General features: G+C 63.8%; 12 protein-coding genes. 5 read left to right on the forward strand and 7 right to left on the reverse strand.

Annotated features, from left to right (window positions below; all coding sequences use genetic code 11):
* The first annotated feature begins 338 nt into the window (after nucleotides 1-338).
* Nucleotides 339-1,169, forward strand: coding sequence for a sugar phosphate nucleotidyltransferase (locus ABJF10_RS04750; RefSeq protein ID WP_348543376.1), 831 nt, complete (start codon nucleotides 339-341; stop codon nucleotides 1,167-1,169).
* A gap of 7 nt (nucleotides 1,170-1,176) precedes the next feature.
* The gene (locus ABJF10_RS04755) at nucleotides 1,177-4,506 is read left to right on the forward strand and encodes a UTP--glucose-1-phosphate uridylyltransferase (protein ID WP_348543377.1); all 3,330 of its coding nucleotides are present in this window, start codon (nucleotides 1,177-1,179) and stop codon (nucleotides 4,504-4,506) included.
* A gap of 195 nt (nucleotides 4,507-4,701) precedes the next feature.
* Here the strand turns inward: ABJF10_RS04755 and ABJF10_RS04760 are convergent, their stop codons facing one another.
* From ABJF10_RS04760 to ABJF10_RS04785, 6 genes are all read right to left on the reverse strand, one after another.
* Nucleotides 4,702-6,177 (reverse strand): DUF1501 domain-containing protein, encoded by a 1,476-nt coding sequence (locus ABJF10_RS04760; protein ID WP_348543378.1) that lies wholly within the window; start codon nucleotides 6,175-6,177, stop codon nucleotides 4,702-4,704.
* A gap of 115 nt (nucleotides 6,178-6,292) precedes the next feature.
* Nucleotides 6,293-7,267, reverse strand: a complete 975-nt coding sequence (locus ABJF10_RS04765) for an MBL fold metallo-hydrolase (RefSeq protein WP_348543379.1) — start codon at nucleotides 7,265-7,267, stop codon at nucleotides 6,293-6,295.
* 22 nt (nucleotides 7,268-7,289) lie between these two features.
* Nucleotides 7,290-10,370 (reverse strand): PSD1 and planctomycete cytochrome C domain-containing protein, encoded by a 3,081-nt coding sequence (locus ABJF10_RS04770; protein WP_348543380.1) that lies wholly within the window; start codon nucleotides 10,368-10,370, stop codon nucleotides 7,290-7,292.
* A 66-nt stretch (nucleotides 10,371-10,436) separates the two neighbouring features.
* A complete protein-coding gene (locus ABJF10_RS04775; RefSeq protein ID WP_348543381.1) occupies nucleotides 10,437-11,078 on the reverse strand; it encodes a response regulator transcription factor in 642 nt (213 codons plus the stop codon).
* A 131-nt stretch (nucleotides 11,079-11,209) separates the two neighbouring features.
* Nucleotides 11,210-13,180, reverse strand: a complete 1,971-nt coding sequence (locus ABJF10_RS04780; RefSeq protein WP_348543382.1) for a discoidin domain-containing protein — start codon at nucleotides 13,178-13,180, stop codon at nucleotides 11,210-11,212.
* Nucleotides 13,181-13,201: 21 nt separating this feature from the next.
* Nucleotides 13,202-14,311: an aminopeptidase gene (locus ABJF10_RS04785; protein ID WP_348543383.1), complete on the reverse strand. Its 1,110-nt coding sequence runs from the start codon at nucleotides 14,309-14,311 to the stop codon at nucleotides 13,202-13,204.
* A 72-nt stretch (nucleotides 14,312-14,383) separates the two neighbouring features.
* On the opposite strand from ABJF10_RS04785, the gene ABJF10_RS04790 reads away from it, so the two are divergent.
* From ABJF10_RS04790 to ABJF10_RS04800, 3 genes are all read left to right on the forward strand, one after another.
* A complete protein-coding gene (locus ABJF10_RS04790) occupies nucleotides 14,384-14,860 on the forward strand; it encodes an adenylyltransferase/cytidyltransferase family protein (protein ID WP_348543384.1) in 477 nt (158 codons plus the stop codon).
* Entirely contained in the window at nucleotides 14,848-15,432 is a 585-nt protein-coding gene (gene purN / locus ABJF10_RS04795; RefSeq protein WP_348543385.1) for a phosphoribosylglycinamide formyltransferase, read from the forward strand. Before ABJF10_RS04790 ends, purN begins: the two co-directional genes overlap by 13 nt.
* A gap of 211 nt (nucleotides 15,433-15,643) precedes the next feature.
* On the forward strand, nucleotides 15,644-17,683 hold the full coding sequence (locus ABJF10_RS04800) for a UvrD-helicase domain-containing protein (RefSeq protein WP_348543386.1): 2,040 nt from the start codon (nucleotides 15,644-15,646) through the stop codon (nucleotides 17,681-17,683).
* 16 nt (nucleotides 17,684-17,699) lie between these two features.
* On the opposite strand, the gene ABJF10_RS04805 is transcribed toward ABJF10_RS04800, so the two are convergent.
* Nucleotides 17,700-22,088 (reverse strand): protein kinase, encoded by a 4,389-nt coding sequence (locus ABJF10_RS04805; protein WP_348543387.1) that lies wholly within the window; start codon nucleotides 22,086-22,088, stop codon nucleotides 17,700-17,702.
* Between the last annotated feature and the right edge of the window lie 3 nt (nucleotides 22,089-22,091).

The following is a 22,091-nucleotide window of genomic DNA, read 5'->3' on the forward strand; positions in this document are numbered from 1 at the left end:
GCTGCCGACGCGAGAATTTCAAAGCGTGAAATATCCGGGTTAAGGCACCTTAAATCCGTTCGGGAATTGAAAATTGCCCAGAAAGGAACCCGGACCTCGTGGGTGGCCCAGTTCGCTCCCCTTCGGAGGTGGGTCGCCGTGGCATTCCTTGGAATCGGGGGCAGTCCGGGTTGTCCAGTTCATGCGCGCATTGTAGCCCACCTAGGCTCAAAAAGTGCATTGCTCCATTGGCTCCATGGGCCGCATTGCGAAATATTTCGTCGGGAATGGAGAACGGCCTGCCTCTTTAAGCTGCGTTGACGCTCCCCGCTATTTTCGGAATCCTGCCCGTCCTTCCCATGGACATCCGCAAGGCCCTCATCACCGCTGCCGGCAAAAATCAACGCACGCTGCCGCTGCAGTCGCTCGTGGACCGCGACGGGGTGACGAAGACGGCGCTCGCCATCATCATCGAGGAAATCCTCTCGGCGGGGATCGAGAAGATCGGGGTAGTGATCAGTCCCGGCGATGAGGAAGCCTATCGCGTGGCGGCCGGTGGGCTGGCGAATCGGCTGACCTTCATTGAGCAACAGCAACCGCGCGGCTACGCGCACGCCATCCTCTCGGCGGCGGAGTTTTGCGAAGGCGATCCGTTTCTGCTGCTCGTGGGCGATCATCTTTATCTCAGCGCCACGGACAAGGGCTGCGCGCAACAGCTTGTGGAGATCGCGCGCACGGAGAATTGCGCGGTCTCCGCGGTGCAATCGACGCATGAAAGCAAGCTGCCCTACTACGGAGCGGTCGGTGGCCAGCTCGTGAATGCGGCCCAACATTTGTATCAAGTCGAGGCCGTGCTCGAAAAGCCGACACCCACCGAGGCGGAGCAAAAGCTCGACGTCCCCGGCCTGCGCGCGGGCTATTATCTCTGCTTTTTCGGCATGCACGTGCTGACCCCGGCGGTGCAGCGCATCCTCGGCGAGCTGTTTGCGGAAAACGAAACCGTCAATTTCCGCACCGCGCTCGCCCGGCTGGCCGAAAACGAACGCTACCTCGCTGCGGAGCTCGCCGGGCGCCGTTACGACTTCGGCGTTAAGTACGGCCTGCTCACCGCGCAACTCGCGCTCGCGCTTTCCGGCCGCGACCGCGATGAAGTGTTGCGCGGCCTGGTGGAATTGCTGGCGACGAACTGATCGCACGATGTCTCTCGGCCTCATCGAAATCATCAGCTCGCGCGACGACGCAGTGCGCAACCGTTCGCTCGACGCGATTTGCCGGGCGGCTTCCTTTGCCGCGTTGCTGGCGGAGTGCGCGGCGCTCGATGCCTTTCGGCGGCAGAGCGATAACCTCTACGAACGCGTGCGCGCGCTATTCTTCCTCTACGCCATCCATCGCTTCCATCTGCCGGAACGCGCGGAGCTGAAGTCCGGTGGGCAGATTCCCTTTCACGGTTACGAGCAGTTGCTCCAGCGGCGGTTTGAAGAAGCGATCGAGATCTTCTCCGCCGGGCAAAAGGCCGATGGGCCCAGCGACGCGCTGAGCAGTGCGCTGGCCGCGGCGTATCATCGCCTCGCCTTCCAGACGCTCGCGGATCAGGTCCGGCGCAGCGTGCGCACGGTGCGTGGCAATCAATGGATGTTTCGCATGGGGCATCCGAAGGACCAGCCCTTACGCGTGCGGCGCGAGATGCTGACCAAGGCGGCGGATGGTTCGCTGCCGATCCTGCGCGAGCGCACGCCGGTGCGGATGGATCTCACGCACTCGGCCTGGAGCGACATCTTCTTTCTCGGGATGGATTACCCCGAAGGCGCGAAGGTGCTGAACGTGTCGGTCGACCTCGGCGTCCACGGTCGTGATACGACGACGCAGCCGCCGGTGAGCGCGTGGTTGCGGGTCATCGAGGAGCCGGTGTTGCGGCTGGTGAGCGTCGATCTCGGGGCGCGCGCGGATATCTCGGATCTGGCGGAAGTGTTTGATTTTGCGAAAGACTATCTGGGTTTGCTGAAAGCGGCGGTAATCGCCTCGGGGCTCGTGCCGCCAGGGATCGAAGGCTCGGGGCAAAGCCTCGCCGATTTGCTGGCGGAGATGCTCGGGCCGGGCCGCGGGCTCGAGCTGGTTTCCTCGGTGAATGACATTCCGAAAGGTTCGCGCCTGGCCGTTTCCACCAACCTGCTCGCGGCGTTGATCGGTGTGCTGATGAGGGCGACCGGACAGGCGGAGTCGCTGACTGGGCCGCTGCGGGAAAGCGAACGCCGGTTGGTCCTCGCCCGGGCATTGCTCGGCGAATGGATTGGCGGTAGCGGCGGTGGCTGGCAGGACTCGGGTGGCGTCTGGCCGGGCATCAAGTTGATCCAGGGCGTGGTGGCGGAAGCGGGTGATCCGGAGCATGGCATCTCGCGCGGAAGGCTCATGCCTTCGCATCACGTTTTCGAGCGGGACGAGATTTCCGCAGAGTCCCGCCAGCTTTTGCAGGATTCACTCGTGCTGGTGCACGGGGGCATGGCGCAGAATGTCGGTCCCATTCTCGAGATGGTGACGGAGAAGTATCTGCTGCGCTCGGGTCCCGAGTGGCAGGGGCGGCAGGAGGCGCTGGGTATCCTCGCGCAAGTGCTCGATGCGTTGCGCGATGGCGATATCGCCCGGGTGGGCGCGGTGACGACGCGTAATTTTCAAGGCCCGATCCAGGCAATCATCCCGTGGGCCTCGACCTATTACACCGAGCGGCTCATCGAGCAGGTGCGCGCGGAATTCGGCGCGGACTTTTGGGGATTCTGGATGCTCGGTGGCATGAGCGGCGGCGGCATGGGCTTCATCTTTGCCCCGGCGCGCAAGAGCGAGGCGCAGCAGCGTCTGCAGGAGATCATGAGTGCGACGAAACAGGAGTTGCAGCACGCGCTGCCTTTCGCGATGGAGCCGGTGGTCTATGATTTTGCGATCAATGAGAACGGTACCTTTGCGGACCTGCTCGTCGGCACGAATGGGCTCATGCCCTCGGGCTATTACGCGCTGACCGTGCCGGAACTGCTGCGCCAGGACCAGCGGACGCTCTCCTCGTTGCGGCGGGCGGAACTCGATAAATTCGGCCTGGCCTGCCGCACGCGGCCGGAGCTGCGTGGCATGGTGCAGACGTTATTTGACGCGATGCTCCCGCGGGGGAAGTCGGACGCGACGAACGAGTCGCTGGCCGGGTTGCTGGAGATGAATGGCTTCGACGCGAGGCAGCATGAGCAAATTCGCGCGCACCTGCGAGAGGGGCGGATCGGCCTGGCACAGAACCGACTCCCGGCGAATGCCGTGATCGAAGACGTGCGCGCGGAGGATGTGGTGGACCTCGCGGGCAAACAGGATGCGGACTGGAAAGCGCGTGGATTGGCAGCGTTGCAAAATGGCGAGGTCGCGGTGGTGAGCCTGGCCGCGGGTGCCGGCTCGCGCTGGACGCAGGGCGCGGGTGTCGTCAAGGCCTTGCATCCTTTTGCCAAACTGGGCGGGCGGCATCGCACCTTTCTGGAGACGCATCTCGCCAAGTCGCGCCGCATCTCGCGGCTCGCGGGCGCGAACTTGCCGCACATTTTCACCACGAGCTATCTCACGCACGAGCCCACGGCCTCGTTTCTGGCGGCGCATGCCGACTATGCTTATGAAGGCCCGCTCCTGCTCTCGCGAGGCAAGAGCGTCGGGTTGCGCATGGTGCCGACGGAGCGCGATCTGCGCTTTGCGTGGGAGGAGATGCCGCAGCAGATGCTCGACGAGCAGCAGCAGAAGGTGCGGGAGAGTCTGCGCACGGCGCTGATCGGTTGGGCGCGCGGGGCGGGTGAGGCCAGCGATTACACGGACAATCTGCCGCTGCAATGTTTGCATCCGGTGGGCCATTGGTTTGAGGTCCCGAATCTGTTTCGCAACGGCACGCTGGCGCAGCTGCTCGCGCAGCGGCCGCAATTGAAGACGCTCCTGCTGCATAACATCGACACGCTCGGCGCGGATGTGGATCCCGTTTTGCTCGGGCAGCATCTGGGCGGCGGGGCGGCGCTGACTTTCGAGGTCATCACGCGACGGCTGGAAGATCGTGGCGGTGGGCTGGCCCGGGTGAATGGACGGCCCCGGCTCGTCGAAGGCCTGGCTATGCCGCGCGAGGAAGCGGAGTTTGCGCTGACCTACTACAACACGCTGACCACGTGGATCGATCTTGACCGGTTGCTGGAAGCCTTTGGTCTCACCCGTGCCGACTTTGCGTCGGAGGCGAATGCGGAGGAGAAGATTACCACCGCGATTCGCAACCTCGCGGCGAAGATGCCGACGTATGTGACGCTGAAGGACGTGAAGAAGCGCTGGGGACATGGGCAGGAGGACATTTTTCCGGTGACCCAGTTTGAAAAGCTGTGGGGCGATATGTCGGCGTTGCCGGAGATCGATTCGCGTTTTGTGGTCGTCCCGCGGCGGCGCGGGCAGCAGCTCAAGGACCAGGCGCAGCTTGACGGGTGGCTGCGGGATGGATCGGCGGCTTACGTCGAGTCGCTGTGTGCGTGGGAGTGATCGGGGGCCCGTGGCGGGAGCGAAAAAACACGCCCGTCATGCTGAGCTTGCGAAGCACCTCTGATATCTGCCTTTCCTCACCCGTCTGGCAGAAGGACTACGCTGCGCTTGTGACGACGGCAGTGTGCAAGATGCCAGAGCGAACTCAGAGGTCCTTCGCAAGCTCAGGATGACGGGCTTTTTTTGGCGCTCGCGCTACGCGAGGACGGCTTCTACTACCTTGCCGTGCACGTCCGTCAGCCGGAATTGGCGGCCTTGGAAGCGGAAGGTGAGGCGTTCGTGGTCGATGCCTAACAGATGCATGACGGTGGCCTGGAAGTCGTGCACATCGACAGGGTCTTTGACGACGTTGAAGGCGAAGTCATCGGACTCGCCGTAGCTGATGCCGGGCTTCACCCCGGCGCCGGCCATCCAGACGGTGAAGGCGTAGGGGTGATGATCGCGGCCCCAGCGTTTGGTGTCGTTGATGTCGCCCTGGATGAATGGCGTGCGGCCAAATTCACCACCCCAGATGACGAGCGTGTCCTCAAGCAGGCCGCGTTGCTTTAGATCCTTGACGAGTGCGGCGCTGGGTTGGTCGGTGTCGCGGCACTGGATCTGGAATTGCGTGGAGAGATTGTTGTGATGGTCCCAGCCGGCGTGGAAGCACTGCACGAAACGCACGCCGCGCTCCACGAGGCGTCGGGCCATGAGGCAGTTGTAGGCGAAGCTGCCCTGGCGCATGACATCGGGGCCGTACATTTCCAAGGTTTCGGGCGACTCCTGCTTGAAGTCGATGAGATCGGGGACGCTGGCCTGCATCTTGTAGGCCATCTCGTACTGGGTGATACGCGTCTGAATTTCCGGGTCGGCAAATTCCGCGTAGTGCTGCTCGTTGAGCTTGGCGAGGTCGTCGAGCAGGCCGCGGCGCACTTCGCGCGACATGCCGTCGGGGTTCGAGAGATACAGAACCGGGTCGCCACTGCCGCGGAAACGCACGCCCTGGAATTTCGACGGCAGGAAGCCGGAGCTCCAATAGAAGTCGTAGAAGATTTGTCCGCAGGACGCTTCCTTGTCGCGGGAGGTCATGACGACGAAGCCAGGGACGTCGTCGCTATCGGTGCCGAGGCCGTAAGTGGCCCAGGCGCCCATGCTGGGGCGGCCGGGTTGCTCGGCGCCGGTGAGGAAAAAGGAGATGGCGGGCGCGTGATTCACGGCGCCAGTATGCATCGACTTGATGAAGCACAGGTCGTCCACGATCCCCGCCGTGTGCGGCATGAAATCGCAGACCCACGCGCCGCTGCTGCCGTGCTGCTGGAAGCCGGTGAAATGCGGCAGCACGAGCTTCTGCTTCACGTTTTGCGTCATCGTGGAGAAACGCTTGTCGCCGAGAATGGAGGCGGGGATTTCCTGTCCGCGGAACTGGTCCATCTGTGGCTTGTAGTCGAACGTGTCGAGATGGGGCGGCCCGCCATTCTGGAGCAGGTAGATGACGTGCTTGGCCTTGGGTGGAAAATGGGGGAGGCCTTCGAGGCCGCCGACGCGGTGGCCGGGGTTTGCGCCCGTCGCGATCGCTCCCAGGCCGTCGCGGGTCATGAGGTCAGCCAGGGCGAGGCCACCGATGCCCGTGGCCGTCTTCGAGAAGAACTGGCGGCGGGTGAGGTAGGCGGCGCGTTGCTGGACGGGGGTCATGAACGGGTGGCTGGTGGGGAGTTAATCATCACCGTGCGGGAAGGCTAGTTACGGGATTGCGTGACGTAAGGGGTGGGAGCACCTCTGCCGTTGATCGCGCGTTTATAGTTCGCGATCACTTCGCATCTGGGTGTTCGGCTTCGGTGGTGTAGGTCTTCCCATCCGATGTCACGCGGACCCAGCCGTTCAGGCCGGTGACGTAGGTCTTGGCGCCGACGGCCCGCAACTCCGGCGTGCTCTTGAGGCCGCGGGCGTAGCGGGGGAAGGCGCTGGCGATGGAGACTTCGGGGTGCGTGGCCTCGGCAAACTTGACCGAGCCGTGGATGCCATGCCCCGGGGCGATGAGGACGTTGCATTTGATCTTCGCCAGGTCGAGCGAGGGCAACAGGCTCATATCGATGTCTTCGCTCTGAATGTCGCCGGGAAGGTAGAAGACGACGCTGCCGTGCTGGATGCGGATGCCGAGGGAGTTGGAGTTGACGAGGTAGTGCGCGGGCGGGTCGTTCGGGGCGCGCACGGCGCCCTCGGGGTTGGCGAAGAATCCTTTCGGTGGCGCGAGCACTTCGATCTGGAGTTGATCGTCGAGCAGGAGTTGATCGCCGGCGTGTGCCTCGCGGTAGATGCCGCGCTTTTTGAATTCATCGCGCAGGAGGGAATAGTGGCGCAGTTCGCCGGAATAATTCGGGCTGCTGATGCCGGGAAATTCATAGCCGGAATCGATGAGGTGCTTCACCGGAAAATTGTCCTTCAACCAGATGAGACCGCCGAAGTGATCGTAGTGGGCGTGGCTGATGAGGACGCCTTCCAGCTCGGTGATGCCGCGCTCTTTCAGGAAGGGCACGATGAGATCGCGCCCCGTGTTGAAGTCACCGGCCCAGCCTTGTTCGGCGGGGTAGCCGGAGCCTGTATCGTAGAGCCAGGTCTGCCCGCCGGGCATTTGCAGGACGATGGCCAGGCCGGCGCCGCGCTGGACATCGGGGATGTTGAGGACGGTGAGGATGAATTTACCCTTCGTGTCTTCGGCGTGGCAAACGCTCGCGAAGACGCAATGGCAGAGCAGCAGAATGGGGAGGAACCGTGAAAGGCGCATGCAGGGTTAACCGCGGGGGCGGCTATTCCTTCGTAAGAGTCTCGTCGAGATTGAGCAGCAGCATGGCGAGGCTGGTATGGGCGGCGAGCTCGGGGGCGGGGAGATTGGGGTCGGGCTTGGATTCGCCGGCGACGATGAGCTTTTTCGCCGCCTCTTCGTCCGTGGAGTATTGCTGGCGGAAGCGGGCGAGCGAGGCGGCGAGCAGCGCCGCTTCCTTCTCCGTGGGCAGGCGCGACGTGCAGAGGCGGAAGCCGTAGGCGAGGCGCTTGGAGTCGTCGCTGCCGCCTTGCTTGAGCATGCGCTCGCCGAGGGCGCGGGCGGCTTCGACGTAGGTGACGTCGTTCATCGTGACCAGCGCGTGCAGCGGCGTGTTGGTGCGGCCGGCTTTCACGGTGCATTGCTGGCGGTTGGCCACGTCGAAGAACATGGTGGGCGCGACGATGCGCCGCCAGAAGATGTAGAGGCTGCGGCGGTAGAGCGCTTCGCCGTGGTCTTGCGTGAACTTGATCTGCCCGAAGGTCGCGTCCTCCCAGATGTTGAGCGGTTGATAGACTTTCACCGGCGGGCCGCCGAGCTTATCGACGAGCAGGCCAGAAGCGGCGAGCGCCTGGTCGCGCAGCATCCAACTCGGGATGCGGAAGCGCGGGCCGCGGGCGAGCAGCTTGTTTTCCGGATCGCGCTCGGCCATGCCGGGCGGCACGATGGACGACTGCCGGTAGGTGGCGCTGGTGACGATGAGGCGCATCACGTGTTTCACGTCCCAGCCGCTGTCGATGAACTCGCGCGCCAGCCAGTCGAAGAGCTCGGGATGGGTGGGCTTCTCGCCCTGCACGCCGAAGTCCTCGGTGGTCTTCACCATCCCGCGCCCGAAGAACATCTGCCAGTAACGATTCACGGTCACGCGGGCGGTGAGCGGGTGTTCAGGCGAGACGAGCCAGCGGGCGAGGGCGAGGCGGTTTTCGGGAGCGTCGGCGGGCAACGGTGGCAGCACCGCGGGCGTGCCGAAGCCGACCTTGTCGGCGTATTTGTCGTAGGCGCCCTTGACGAGGATGAAGGTTTCGCGCGGCTGCGCGCGGTCGTGCATGACCATGGTGCGCGGCGCTTCGCGCTCCACTTTTTCCCGGGCGGCCTTGGCTTCGTCGGCTTTCTTCTTCGCGTCGATGAGGCGCGGCTCGCTGGCCAGGTAGAAATCGGCGATCACTTTCTTTTGCGGGTCGTTGCGCTGGGCGGCGTCAATGGCGACGGCGGCCTTCACGTCGTCGGGAACAGGGCGCAGCAGGACGGTCGGCGAGTTGGTGATCGAGAGGCGGAATTTGCCGATGGTGTGCTGCTTGAACTTCGACCGGAACTGGAGCCGGAAGGACATGAGCACATCCTGGCGGAAATCGAACGACGACCGTGGCCGGAAGGGCGTCTTCATTTCGAAGATCGCCTCATGCGTCTTGCCCACTTGCGGCCAGGTGCCCCAGCCAGTGTCGTCCTTGCCGTCGAGCGCATTGGCCAGCGGCCAGCCGGGCTGTTCGAAATCCGCGCGGGCGGGCACCAGTTCCACTGGTTTGCCTTCGCCGAGCATCTTGAATTCGGTCATGACCCAACTGCCATTGGGCGCGCGGCCGGGACCGCTGCTGGCGAGGGAATCATCGGGCAGCACCTCGAGTCGGACGGCGGTCGGGCCGCGGAGCGCGGTACTGGCGATGATGATGAAATCGTCGGTGTCGGGATTGGTGCCGCTGACAAGGATGGAGCCGTCGGGCTGTTTGGTGAGGGTCGCGCCTTTTTCGCTGGAGGCTTCGCTGGGGACGAGGGTCTGCCATTCGACCTCGGCTAATTTCGCGTTGTCGCTGCGGATTGATTGTTCCCACGCGGTCTGCTGCTTGAGCAGATCTTTCTGAAGTTGATCGCGCTCCTTGTTGGCCTCGGTCTCGACGAGTTTGGCCGCGTCCGTCTTCGCCTGTTGCTCGGGCGTGGCGAGGCTGATGATCGGCTTGGCGTAGCCGCCCGCGTCGTTGCCGCCGGTCTCCTCGATGGAATTGAAGTAGGCGCTGAGCTGGTAGTATTCGCGCTGCTTGATCGGGTCGAACTTGTGGTCGTGGCAGCGGCAGCAATTGAAGGTGAGTCCCATCCACACGGTGCCGGTGGTCTCGACGCGGTCCATGACGTAATCCACGCGCGACTCCTCGGGGATGCGGCCGCCCTCGCCGTTGATCATGTGATTGCGGTGAAAACCGGTGGCGATAAGCTGGTCGCGCGTGGGCTCGGGCAGAAGATCGCCGGCCAGTTGCTCGACGGTGAACTGGTCGAACGGCTTGTTGTCGTTCAGCGCCTTGATGACCCAGTCACGCCAGTACCACATGGCGCGCGTGGGGTCGCCCTGGTAGCCGTTGGTGTCGGCGTAGCGCGCGGCGTCGAGCCATTCCCACACCATGCGCTCGCCGTAGCGCGGGGAGGCGAGCAGGCGGTCGACGTTCTTTTCGTAGGCGTCTGGAGATGGGTCCGCGAGAAAGGCGTCGAGTTCCTGCGGGGTCGGCGGCAGGCCGGTGAGGTCGAGCGTAACGCGGCGGAGCAGGCGCGCTTTGTCGGCCTCGGGCGCTTGCTGGAGTTTTTCCGCGGCGAGATGATCGAGCACGAAAGCATCGATCACGTTGCGCACGGTGCCGAGCGCGGGGTCGGGCTTGGGAACTTCGCCTTTCTTCGGCGCAATGAAGGCCCAGTGTTCCGCCCAAGGTGCGCCTTGCTCGACCCATTTCTTGAGCAGCGTACGTTGCGCATCGGTGAGCTTACGATTCGACTTCGGCGTCGGCATCACTTCGTCCTTGTCGGTACTGAAGATGCGCGAGATCAGCTCGCTATCGTCGGGCTTGCCGGGGGCGACGATGGAGCGGCCATCTTCGTTTTTGCCGTAAGCGCATTCCTTGCGGTCGAGCCGCAGCTTGGCCTTGCGGGCGTGCTCGTCGGGGCCGTGGCAGTGGTAGCAGTTTTCCGAGAGGATCGGCTGGATGTCGCGATTGAAGTCGACGGTCCCCGAGTTGGCGGCATGCCCCAAGGCGCTGGCGGCGAGCCAGATCAGGATGGGAGCGTAGTGGGGGAGGCGACGGCGAAGCATCGCGCGCATCTTGGGGCGCTCGGGGGTGGGGCGCAATTTACGAGAGCGCGTAACGGCGCAGCCTCCCTACCGCGCGATCAGACCTTCCTTCAGCGCGATGGAGACGGCGGCGGTCATGCCGTTGACGTGAAGCTTTTTGTAAATGCAGCGCATCACGTAATCGGTGGTGTGCTGGTTCAAGTCGAGGCGGTCGGCGATTTGCTTTTTGCCGAGGCCTTCGACCATGAGTTCGAGGACGGCGGTTTCGCGTTCGGTGAGGCCGTAATCTTTCTTCTCGGGGTTGAGCTTGGAAAACATGTCGAGCACGCGGCGGGCGACGCGAGGGTTCATGGGCGAACCGCCGGCGAGGGCTTGCTCGATGGCTTCGGCGACGCGGGCCATGGGCTCGGACTTCAGCAGGTAGCCGGACGCGCCGGCGAGGATGGCGCGGAAAATCTTGTCGTCGTCCTCGAAGACGGTGAGGACGAGCATGGCGCAATCGGGGAGCACGGCTTTGAATTCGCGGATGCCTTGCAGGCCATCCATGCCGGGCAGGCCGACATCGAGGAGGATGACTTCGGGCTTGGGATCGGCTGTGGGCAGGGCTTCGAGGGCGTCTTCGCAACGCTCGAAGGCGCGCACGCCGCAGAAAGTACTGCGCGAGGACAGGGCGCGCGTGGCGGCGCGGCGAAAGGCGGCATTATCTTCTACGATCCAGACGTGTGGCATGGGCGATTGTTTTACAGGTCGCGCATTGAGGCACGAATGTCACCCCATTTTCGAGAAGCTCCCGGGTGACACACTTGATCTTACGCATACTCGTAACCTGAATGTCCATCGAGAGCGACGGGACGGAGAGTTCAGACGGGCGCGCGAAGGGAGATGGTGGTTCCGGCCTCGGGCGAAGAAACGATGCTGACCTGACCATCCAGGTCGCGGGCGCGTTCGCGCATGTTTTTGAGACCGATGCCTTCGCGGACGTGGGTGGGGTCGAAGCCGACGCCGTCGTCGTGGATGGTAAGGATGAATTCGCGGTTTTCGATCTGGGCGCGGAGTTCGACGTGCTTGGCGCGCGAGTGGCGGACGATGTTGGCGAGGGTTTCCTTGAAGAAGAGAAAGACTTCGCGGCGGGCCTCCGCAGGCCAGTCGGTCGGCGGATTCTCCGGCGGGGCCTGCCAGTGGATCGTCTGCCGGGCGAGCATACGCTGGGCGGTGCGCTGGAGACGGGTGGCGAGGTCGAGGCCGGCTTCTTCGCGCGCGCCGAGCACCCAGAGTACTTCGCGCATGGCTTCCATGCTCTCGCGGCTCACACGCTGGACTTCGCGCCAATCTTCGCGCGTGTCGTCGGCGGCGTTTTCCGCGGCGAGTTCCCCGGTGACAGCGAGGCTCGCGAGGTTGCTGCCGATTTCATCGTGCAAGTCGCGGGCGAGGCGCATGCGTAGTTCCTCGATTTCGTTTTTGCGGCGCTGCCGCGAGCGGATCGAAAGGACAAACGCGCCGAGCGCCAGCGCCGCGGCGATGAGGCCGAGGACGCGCAGCCCGCGATCGAGGCTGCGCTGGCCTTGGGCGGCGCTGCGCAAGGCCAGCGTGGCGAGATCGCTTTGCAATTCGCGACGGCGCGTCCACATGGCCAGCCAGTCGGGCAATTCCATCAACTGGCCGTAGCTGGTGAAGCCGTCGATGAGCAGGGAGCGCGGCCAGTTTCTACTCAGCAAGTTGGTGATGTCCGGCGTGGCGGTGACGGTGCCCTGGCGCGCGACGTTCACGCCACCGGCGTAGACTTCGAGTTCCGAGAGTCCGAAGCGCCGTTGCGGGCCGCTGGTGGAAGGGCTGAGAAAGACGACCCGCACGGCGCGCGCCTGGCCGCTGACGGGCAGCGTGACGGGGTTGTTGCCCGGGTTGGAAAAATCGAGGCTCTCGAAGAGGGTGACTGGTGTGGTGAATTTGGCGTCGGCGCTGGCTTCGATGCGGAAGGCTTTCGGAAAGGCGAAGCCTGGCACGTCGGCGCCGATGCGCGCGTGGACGGGGTGCAGGCGCACTTCTTGCAACTCGAAGGTACGCCCGAGGTCGACCTGCATGACGGCGGGTGAATTGTCGCGTGGCATGTCGGCGAAAAGGCCGTCGTAGCTGAGCAGTTCGCGGCGGATCGGCGGGCCGAGCGGGGTGCGGCCGTCGACGAGATATTGCTGCGACCAGCGCGGCGGCAATTCATAGCGGCCCGAGACACTGACCGGGCGGTTGATGGCAATGTTGCGATTGCCGGAGAGGATCATGAGCTCGGAGAGCGCGAAGAAATACTGGCCATTCTCGAGCGCGAATTTAGTGACGGTGACGCGAACGTAGCGCGCATTTTGTCCCGCGAGTTTCACTGCCACGGGCGCGACGCCGGGATCGGGAAAATCGGACTCCGTGAAATTCGCGACGGTGGTGAAGGTGATGAATTCGCGATCGTCGGAAACGTCGACACGAAAGCGCTTAGGGAAACCGTAGGCGGTGCGATCGACGGATTGAAAGTCGAGCTGCGCGGGGACGAGGGCGATCCAATCGATCGGTTGCGTGGAGCGCAGATCGACCTGCACCCAGCCGGGATTGAGCGGGGGCGCATCGAGCCGCGGGTGCTGATAACCGAGTTGCTCCGCGGTGAGCCCCACGACCGGCGTGCCGAGCTTGGAGAGCTCGCGTTCGTAAGCCGTGCGCTGTTGCACGATGCGCCGCAGCTCGGGATTCAGCAGCTCCGCGAGCCACGAGCTGGATTCCTCCGCGTGCGACGGCACGATCGATACGCCCATGAGCAAGGCCAGCATCGCGGACGCAAAGCGCGGTGCGTTCATGGGGGATGCGGGCGGCGCGACTTACTTCAGGCGCTCGGGATTCAAGGCCTGGAGCGGCTTGGGAATGAACCGGCCATTTTCGCGGATGAGCTTGCCGTCGAACAGGATCATGCCGCCGCCGTAGTCTTCGCGCTGGATGTTCACGAGATCCCAGTGGACCTGCGAGCGATTGCCATTCTCCGTTTCCTCGTAGCATTGGCCGGGCGTGAAGTGAAAGGAGCCGTTGATCTTCTCGTCGAAGAGAATGTCGCGCATCGGTTGCAGGATGTAGGGATTGAAGCCGATGGCGAATTCGCCGATGTAACGCGCGCCGGCATCACTATCGAGAATAGCGTTGAGCTTCTCGGTATTGTTGGCCGTGGCGTTGACGATTTTGCCGTCCTTGAATTCCAGGCGCACGCTATCGAAAGCGGTGCCCTGGTAGATGGTCGGCGCGTTGTAGGTCACGACGCCTTGCACGGAGTTGCGCACGGGCGCGGTGAAGACTTCGCCATCGGGGATGTTGTGCGTGCCGCCGCAAGGGACGGCCTTGATGCCCTTGATGGAAAAGCGCAGGTCGGTGCCGGGGCCTTTGATCTCAACGTGGTCGGTTTCTTCCATCGCCGCCTTCAGGGCCTTCATGCCGGGCTGCATCTTGGCGTAATTGAGCGTGCAGACATCGAAGAAGAATTTCTCGAACGCCTCGGTGCTCATGCCCGCGCTCTGCGCCATGCTGGGCGACGGCCAGCGCAGCACACACCAGCGGGTCTTCTTCACGCGCCAGTCGAGCACCGGCTTCATCTTTTTCGAGAGGAGCTTCATCTTCTCCGGCGGCACATCCGAGAGCTCGGTGATGTTGTCCCCACCGCGCACGGCGATGTAGGCGTCCATCTTTTTCATCTGCGCGAGCTGGATGGTGGAGGTGACTTCAAGTTGCTCTTCCTGGGCGCCGAGCGCCATTTCGCGGGAGATGCGGGACTGGTGCACCTGCACGAGAGGGACGGCGCCCGCGGCGCGTGCGGCGCGGATCAGCGCGACGGACATCTCCGGCGGGATGTCGAAAGCATCGATCAGGACTTTCTCGCCTTTGCCGAGCTTGGTGGAAAAATTGACGAGGCCGTGAGCCAGTTTGTCGAAACGGGGGTCGTGCATAGGTCGCGCAACCTAGCACACGCGGATTTGCGCTGGCTACGGGGAAAGCGCCGCCGTTATCGTGCGCCCCGCATGACCCCGAAATTGCACACGCCCGAGCAACTGGCCGCCCTGCGCGACGAATTCGCCGCCGCGGGGAAACGGCTGGTGTTTACCAATGGGTGCTTCGACCTGTTGCACGTCGGGCATGTGCGCTATCTGCAAGCCGCGCGCGCGCTGGGAGATGCGTTGCTCGTGGCGGTGAATGGCGACGCGAGCGTGCGGGCGTTGAAAGGCCCGACGCGGCCGATCAACAACGAGCAGGACCGCGCCGAGGTTCTGGGCGCGCTCGGGTGTGTGGATGGACTGACGATTTTTCACAGCGAACGGGTCACGGATCTCGTCCGCATGATCCGCCCGCAAATTTATGCGAAGGGGGGCGACTATACCGTGGAGAGCCTCGACCCCGGGGAGCGCGGCGCCCTGGAGGCGGTCGGCGCGGAGATCCGCATCCTCCCGCTCGTGCCGGGTAAATCGACCACCAGCATCATCGAAAAATGGCAAAGCTAAAGCTGGGTATTCTGGGCTCGGGCAAAGGCTCGAATTTTCGCTCGATCGCGGATGCGATCAAGGTCGGCGCGCTCGATGCGGAAGTCGGCGTTGTGATCAGCGACGTGGAGACTGCGGGGATTCTCTCGCTGGCGCGGGAGCGCAAGATGCGGGCGGAGTTTGTTGCCCCGGGAAAATTCAAGACGAAACTCGAACCCGAGGCAGAAGAGCGTATCTTGACGCTGCTGCGCGAGGCTGGAGTGGAACTAGTGGTGCTGGCGGGGTGGATGCGCATGATCAAGGCTCCGCTGCTCGACGCCTTCCCGCGGCGGATCATCAATATTCATCCGTCGCTGCTACCGGCATTTCCCGGTCTCGAGGCTTGGAAGCAAGCGCTGGTCGCCGGGGCGACCGAGACGGGATGCACGGTGCACTACGTCGATACGGGCATGGATACCGGTGAGGTGCTGGCGCAAAGTCGTGTGCCGATTTTTCCGAGCGATACGCCGGAGGAATTGCACGCGCGCATTCAAAATGCCGAGCACGAGCTTTATCCGGCGGTGATCGGGGAGTTTGCACGGGGATTGAAATAGCGAGCTCGGTGGACCTCTCTCGACGGTAAAGTCGACTGGATGAAGTGATACCTCGTTTGTTGGCGAGGTATTCACCATCGTGGCTCGCGGCATCGGAACGAGCGCGCCGGCGTTTCCGTTCAGGAATTCGCAAGCGGAAAATCGCTGGCGGAAACTTTTTCGGAACGGCTCTTGCGTGAGGCGCGCGCAACGCCATTCTTTGCCCGCTTTTATGTCCGGCTTTTCGCTTTTCGATCTCAATCCTGAACAGGAACAAGCCGTTCGCACGACGGAGGGGCCACTGCTGATCCTGGCGGGCGCCGGCACGGGCAAAACGCGAGTGATTACCATGCGTGTGGCGTTCCTGATCTCGCAGGGCGTGGAGCCGGCGCATATTCTAGCGGTGACCTTTACCAACAAGGCGGCGGACGAAATGCGTGAGCGCCTGGCGAAGATGATTGAGCCCGCGCAAGCGAAGAAGGTGATGATGTCCACCTTTCATGCGCTCTGTGTGCGCATCCTGCGGCAGGACATCGAGCGGCTGGGCTGGAAAAAGAATTTCTCCATCTACGACGAAGGCGACCAGATGGGACTGATCAAGAAGATCATCACGCGCACCGCGGCGAAGGATGAGAAGCTCGACCCGAACGTCGCGAAGAACCTGATTTCCAAGGCGAAGAACAACGGCTGGCGCGAGGCGTCGCCGGGCGATGAGAAGTCGCTGGCGGGCGCGGTCTTCGCTCGCTACCAATCGGAGTTGAAGACGTTGAACGCGGTGGATTTTGACGATTTGCTCCTGCTGACGGTGAAGCTGCTCGCGGAGCATCCGGACGTGCGGGACCGCTGGCACCGGCGCTTCCGCTACTTGATGGTGGATGAATTCCAGGACACCAACCGGTTGCAGCTTGAACTGGTCACGATGCTCGCCAAGCCGCTGGAAAACAGGGCGGGCCACCGGCCGAACATCGCGGTGGTGGGCGACGACGACCAATCGATCTACGGCTGGCGCGGCGCGGAGGTGAGCAACATCCTCGAGTTCGAGGCGCATTTTCCTGAGCCGGTCGTGGTGAAACTGGAGCAGAATTATCGGTCGACGAATGCCATCCTCGGCGCGGCAAACGGACTCATTAAAAACAATCCCCGGCGACGCCCGAAGAAGCTGTGGAGTTCGGCGGGCGACGGCGAGAAAGTGCGCATCGTGGGCATGAGCGACGACCGGCAGGAGGCAGAGTTCATCGCCAACGAAATCGCGCAGCGCACCGTGACGGAGAACGGGACGCACGAGGATTTTGCGATTCTCTTTCGCATGAATGCGCAGTCGCGGTTGCTGGAGACGAACCTGCGGCAGCTCAACATCCCGTATCGCATCATTGGCGGGAAAAGCTTCTTCGACCGGCGCGAGGTGAAGGACCTGCTGGCCTACGCGAATTGCCTGGTGAACACGGACGATGATGTCTCCTTGCTGCGCATCATCAATACGCCGGCGCGCGGGATCAGCTCGAATACGGTGGAGAGCGCGACCGCCTTTAGCGCGGAGCACAAGTGCAGCGTCTTCGACGCGCTGCGCCGCGAAGATTTTCGCGCGACGTTGACGAAGCGCACGGTGGAAGCGATCGATCGTTTTACCGAGTTGCTCGACGGCTTTGAGACCAAGCTGAATACGCCGCTGTCGAATCATGCCGCCGTGCTGCGCGAGATGATGAAGGACACGGGCTATCTCGAAGACCTGCGCCGGACGTGCAAGACGCCGGAGGAAGCGTTGAGCCGGGAGACGAATTTGCAGGATCTCTTGAAGTCATTCGAGGACTACCAGGGACGCTCGTCCGAGGGGCTGCGCGGCTTCCTCGACGAGATGAGCCTGCGACAGGAGCGCGAGGATGATGATGACGACTCGCGCGGCACGGGGGTGACGCTCATCACGCTGCACGCGGCGAAGGGCCTGGAGTTCCCGCACGTCTACTTGATCGGGCTCGAGGAAGGGCTGCTGCCGCACGATCGTTCGAAGGTGGAAGGCACGGTGGATGAGGAGCGGCGGCTGCTTTATGTGGGCATCACCCGCGCGCGGCGGACGCTCGTCCTGTCGTGGTGCCGGCATCGTATCAAGTACGGCAGCCCCATGCCCTGCACGGGCAGTTCCTTCATCAAGGAGTTGCCCGCGGAATGGATCGAGCATCGCGACGCCACGCAGATCCTGCGCGCGCCCGTGAGCGAAGCTGCGGCCAAGAGCCGATTCGGAGCGTTGCGGGCAGCGGTCGAGCGGGCGGCAGGCTGACCCTGGATTGAGCCTTCTACTCCAGCGGCTCGATGAGGAATTGAAAGCCCGGCGTGGGGGCGATCACGAAATGCTCGACGCCGATCTCCACTTCGCTGCCGCCGGGCGTTTCGAAGTTCGCAATTTTCTCGGTGGGCGCATCGTTAGTCCAGTTCTCGAGCAGGGTTTTGCCATCGGCCAGGATGCGGACGCCGCCCGCACCCGAGGCATGAAGGCGCCACTTGCCGGCCGGGAATTTGATCCGCGCCGTGGCGATCATGCCAAAATGATCCGTGCCCGGCCCGCGATCGGAGAGTTCGGAATTCAGGAGCAACGCCTTCGGTCCACCGCCTTGGTACGGAAACGAAAGTGACCGCACTTTGACGGTGACCGCTTCCGATTCATGAGCCAGCGCCCGCCAGGCGGACAAATCGCCCAAGGGATCGGTGCGGGAAGTGAACCAGGAGACCGACCAATCCGCCCGGCTGAAGTAACTGTAGGCGTAGGGCAGCAGCGCCGTCGCGCTGGGAAGATGCGCGAGCTCGCGATAAGCCGCGATCGCCGGCTCGACCTGCCCGCTTTCCCAGTCATCGTTCACGTTGGTGAGCAATTCGAGGGAGTGACGCTTCTCCCCCAGCAGGGTGGGGGAGGACATCCAATCGGACGAAGCCGTGTCCAGGGCGCGGGCGAAGGCGGTTTCCGCATCCGCGGCCGCGGTGCGTGCCGCGGAATCGTCCGGGGCGATGCTATGCACGAGCCCGAAGGTGAGGCGCGCATCGTCGACCCAGCCAAGTTCCGCGTAGGTGCGCGCGAGCTTGCGCAGCGTCTCCAGGTCCTTCGGGTGGTCCTTTCGAAACGCGGTCAGGTTGTCGATCGCATCGATGCGCGCGCCGCGCGCCGCATCGCGAACGCGCACGAAGCCGTCGTAGCCGCCGCTGAGCATCTCCTGTCCATCCGGGCTCCAGTCGAGGGCGCCCAATTCCGAGCTGCCGAAACCGTGGGTGATCTGGGCAACCTGCCCGCCATTGTCCGTGGCGAAGATGCGGACGATCCCGTCCTGCCCGGCCGTGGCCAGGCGCCGGCCCGTGGGACTCCAGGCGATACGCCAGACACCGCTGCTGTGCCCGGGAAACTCCTGCACCAGCGCGCCCGTCTCGCCGTCCAGCACATTGGCGAGCCCGTCCTGTGCTCCGTAAGCCAGGTAGCGACCGTCGGGGCTCCAGCGGAAATCGAAGATCGCATGCGGCGGCTCATATTCCGAGACGACGCTGCCAACGGCGACTGGTGAGGCCGCCTTCCAGGTAGCGAGGGCCGTGCCGGCGAATGCGTCCCAAACCTGGATCGCGCCATCGTTCCCGCCGAGCGCGATGCGGTGTTCGTCGGCAAACCAGATCAGGCTTTTCGTGGGCCGCAGGATGGTGTTCACGAGCGTGCCATTTTTCGTGTCCCAAATCCGCGCCGCATCCAGTCCCCCCGCCGCCAAATAACGGCCGGAGGGGCTCCAGGCCACGCGAATGGCTTGGTCCAGGGCATAGGCCCCGAGCGGTCGCCCCGTGGCCGTGTCGTACACTTCGACCAGGCCGGAGCCACGGGAAGCCGTGGCGAAGCGCGTGCCGTCCGGCGACCACGCGACGTCAAAGAGATTACTGTGCGTGGTGTAAACGGGAACATTCAGGCCGGTCACGGGATCGGCGAGAAAAACGCGGTCCCGGAAATTGACCAGCGCGATGTGCGAGCCGCTCGGATCCCACTGTGCGGCGGCGATCCAGTTGTTTGGCTTGACGTTAATGGCGGTATCTTCGCTCGAGCCGGGCAGCCAGGTGCGCAGCGTGCCATCCGAACCACCGGAAAACAGCGCCATCGGACCGGCGTTGCCGTCCCGCGAGGGCAGCTTGACCCAGGCGAGCGCGTTCACCTCGCCGGAATGTCCATTGAGCACCTGGGAGATGTCCGCCGTGTTCGATGGTGTGCAGATGCGGATGGTGCCGTCGTTGCTGGCGCTCGCCAGTTGCTTGCCGTCCGGCCGCCAGGCGAGCGCGCTGATGAACCCGTGGTGCAAGGCGGCGAAGTATTTCTGGTTGGGCTTTGGCTTTCCGATTTCGAATACCGCCACGGTCAGATGCTTGGAACCCGCGGCTGCGAATTTACCGGCCGGATCGAGCGCGGCGGCGAAGACGTCGTTGCCGGGGCCGCCCGGGATGGAGAGCGGTTTGTTGTGCGTGGCATAGTCGTAGACCTCGAGTGTGGTGCCCGCATCGATCTCCCCGGCCACGAGCCGCGCGCCATTGGCCGACCAGTGCAGCGAGGCCACACCGTGCCCGTTGATCTTGTCCAGGGTCTCCGGCCGGCCGGCATCGCCATTCGTGAGGGGATGCCAGAGGAGAATCTCCGGCTGCAAGCCGCCGATGGCCAGGGTCGGCGGCCCATCGGTGCCCGGCCGCCACGCCACACTGCGCACCGGAATACCTACGCCGACGCGCAGGTCGCCCACGCTTTTGTGCGCCTCGACATCCCAGATATGCACGAAGCCATCCGCGCCTCCCGAAGCGAGATACTTCCCATCTCCGCTCCAGGAAACGGTGAGCACCCCGCCGGGATGCGCCTGCACGCGCCATTGCGGCACCAGCCCGCGACTCTGCCACAGCGCGATCTCGCCATCCATGCCGCCCGTGGCGACGCGTGTCCCGTCGGCCGTCACCGAAAGCGCGAGCACTCCGCCGCGATGCGCATTCACCCGTAAGCGATCCTGGCTCGCCTGCCCGGCCAGGTAAAACCACTCCCAATCGCGCAGATCCCGGCCACTCGGCTCGAGCCGATGCCGCTGGAGAAGGTGGCGCGCCGTCTCGGGACGTCCGTCGGAAAGCTGCCGCCCGGCTTGCAGCATGTCGGAGAGATAAAGCTGCGTCTCGGCGGCATCGCGTTGCTTGTTCGCTACGTCCTTCGCCAGTCTCGCCTGGAGGGAGGCCTGCTCCGCCCGGTTCCGTGCTTGAAAGAGGTAGATCGAGAAGACGACGCCCGAGAGCAGAATCAGCGCGGCCGCGCTCGAGAGCGCACGATGGCGCCGGAGAAAGAGGCCCAGGATTTTCCACGCGCCGGCATTTTCCGCGCTCGTGGCGAAGCCGTTCTGGTACGCCTGGATCTCCACCTGCAGCGCCTTCACCGTGGGATAGCGGTCCGCCCTCTCAAACGACATCGCTTTCAACGCGACCGCCGCCAGCGATTCGGGGAGGCGTCCGCCCGGCCAGTGCGGCAGGCGTTTTTTGGCGCACGCCTCGGCAAAGGGCACGATGCGCCCGGCGCGCACATTCTGCACGATCTCCGCCGAGCTGCGCCCGTGAAACGGCGGCCGCAGGGCGAGAATGTAATAGAGAATCGCGCCGAGCGAATAGATGTCGGTGCGTTCATCCATCATCTCCACTTCGCCATTCGCCTGTTCGGGCGGCATGTACTGCGGCGTCCCCATCACCGTGCCGGAGAGCGTCGGCCCCATCGTCGTCGCATCCGCGTCCGAGGGCTCGTGGGTTTCTACTTCGGCAATCGGCTGCGGTCGCAGTTTGCCCGTCCGGTGCATTTCCCTCCCGAGCAGCTTGGCCAGCCCCCAGTCCATGACCAGCGCCTCGCCGTACTCACCCAGCATGATATTTGCCGGTTTCAGGTCGCGATGGATCACGGCCTTCGAATGGGCGAACGCCAGCGCGTCGCAAATCTTTTGGAACACCGTGAGCAACGCGCTCAAGGGCCACTGCCGCACCGTGTCCGCATCGCCGGAGGCCAGCAACTCGAGCACGCGCTTGAGCGCAATGCCCCGCACCAGCTTCATCGTGTAAAAGGGCTTTCCCTCCTCGTTGATCCCCAGCTCGTGCACGGGCACGATGTTCGGATGCTCGAGTTGCGCGGTGACCTGCGCTTCCTGGCAAAAGCGATCGTGCGCCGCCGGCTTCGAGTCATCGAGCATCAGCTTCATCGCCACCTCCCGCTGCAACGTCGATTCGTGGGCACTCTTGATCACCCCCATCCCGCCGCGGGCCACCGTGCGCGAGATGATATAGTTGCGCCCATTGCTCATGTCCGCATTCGAAGTACGCCGCACCTTCACCTCGCCGGCGGACGTGCTCGTCGAGTCCTCCAGGCAATCGAGCTCCACGTGCGCCTCACCGAGCCGGATCTTCTGGTCGGGCTGCACGATCGTCGCGCTCTTGATTCGCTCGTCGTCCACGAACGTCCCGCGCCCGCTCCCCATGTCCTCAATTCTCCACTCGGAATCCCGCAAGCTCAGCCGGGCATGCCGGTCCGCCACGCCCTCGGCCTCAATGCGGATATCCGCGTCCGCTCCCTGTCCGATGACGTAGGATCCGGGCGGCAGCGTTTTCGTTTGCAGCGTCTTGTCGCGCAGAAAAACCGTTACCTTCGTCTGGGGTGCCGACATGAG

It is taken from the genome of Chthoniobacter sp., from assembly GCF_040003245.1.
GTDB lineage: Bacteria > Verrucomicrobiota > Verrucomicrobiia > Chthoniobacterales > Chthoniobacteraceae > Chthoniobacter.

Excerpts from the sequence above, each read along its gene's own strand:
- ABJF10_RS04750 (WP_348543376.1), top strand. The coding sequence starts at position 339 with ATGGACATCCGCAAGGCCCTCATCACCGCTGCCGGCAAAAATCAACGC.
- ABJF10_RS04755 (WP_348543377.1), top strand. The coding sequence starts at position 1,177 with ATGTCTCTCGGCCTCATCGAAATCATCAGCTCGCGCGACGACGCAGTG.
- ABJF10_RS04760 (WP_348543378.1), bottom strand. The coding sequence starts at position 6,177 with ATGACCCCCGTCCAGCAACGCGCCGCCTACCTCACCCGCCGCCAGTTC.
- ABJF10_RS04765 (WP_348543379.1), bottom strand. The coding sequence starts at position 7,267 with ATGCGCCTTTCACGGTTCCTCCCCATTCTGCTGCTCTGCCATTGCGTC.
- ABJF10_RS04770 (WP_348543380.1), bottom strand. The coding sequence starts at position 10,370 with ATGCTTCGCCGTCGCCTCCCCCACTACGCTCCCATCCTGATCTGGCTC.
- ABJF10_RS04775 (WP_348543381.1), bottom strand. The coding sequence starts at position 11,078 with ATGCCACACGTCTGGATCGTAGAAGATAATGCCGCCTTTCGCCGCGCC.
- ABJF10_RS04780 (WP_348543382.1), bottom strand. The coding sequence starts at position 13,180 with ATGAACGCACCGCGCTTTGCGTCCGCGATGCTGGCCTTGCTCATGGGC.
- ABJF10_RS04785 (WP_348543383.1), bottom strand. The coding sequence starts at position 14,311 with ATGCACGACCCCCGTTTCGACAAACTGGCTCACGGCCTCGTCAATTTT.
- ABJF10_RS04790 (WP_348543384.1), top strand. The coding sequence starts at position 14,384 with ATGACCCCGAAATTGCACACGCCCGAGCAACTGGCCGCCCTGCGCGAC.
- purN (WP_348543385.1), top strand. The coding sequence starts at position 14,848 with ATGGCAAAGCTAAAGCTGGGTATTCTGGGCTCGGGCAAAGGCTCGAAT.
- ABJF10_RS04800 (WP_348543386.1), top strand. The coding sequence starts at position 15,644 with ATGTCCGGCTTTTCGCTTTTCGATCTCAATCCTGAACAGGAACAAGCC.
- ABJF10_RS04805 (WP_348543387.1), bottom strand. The coding sequence starts at position 22,088 with ATGTCGGCACCCCAGACGAAGGTAACGGTTTTTCTGCGCGACAAGACG.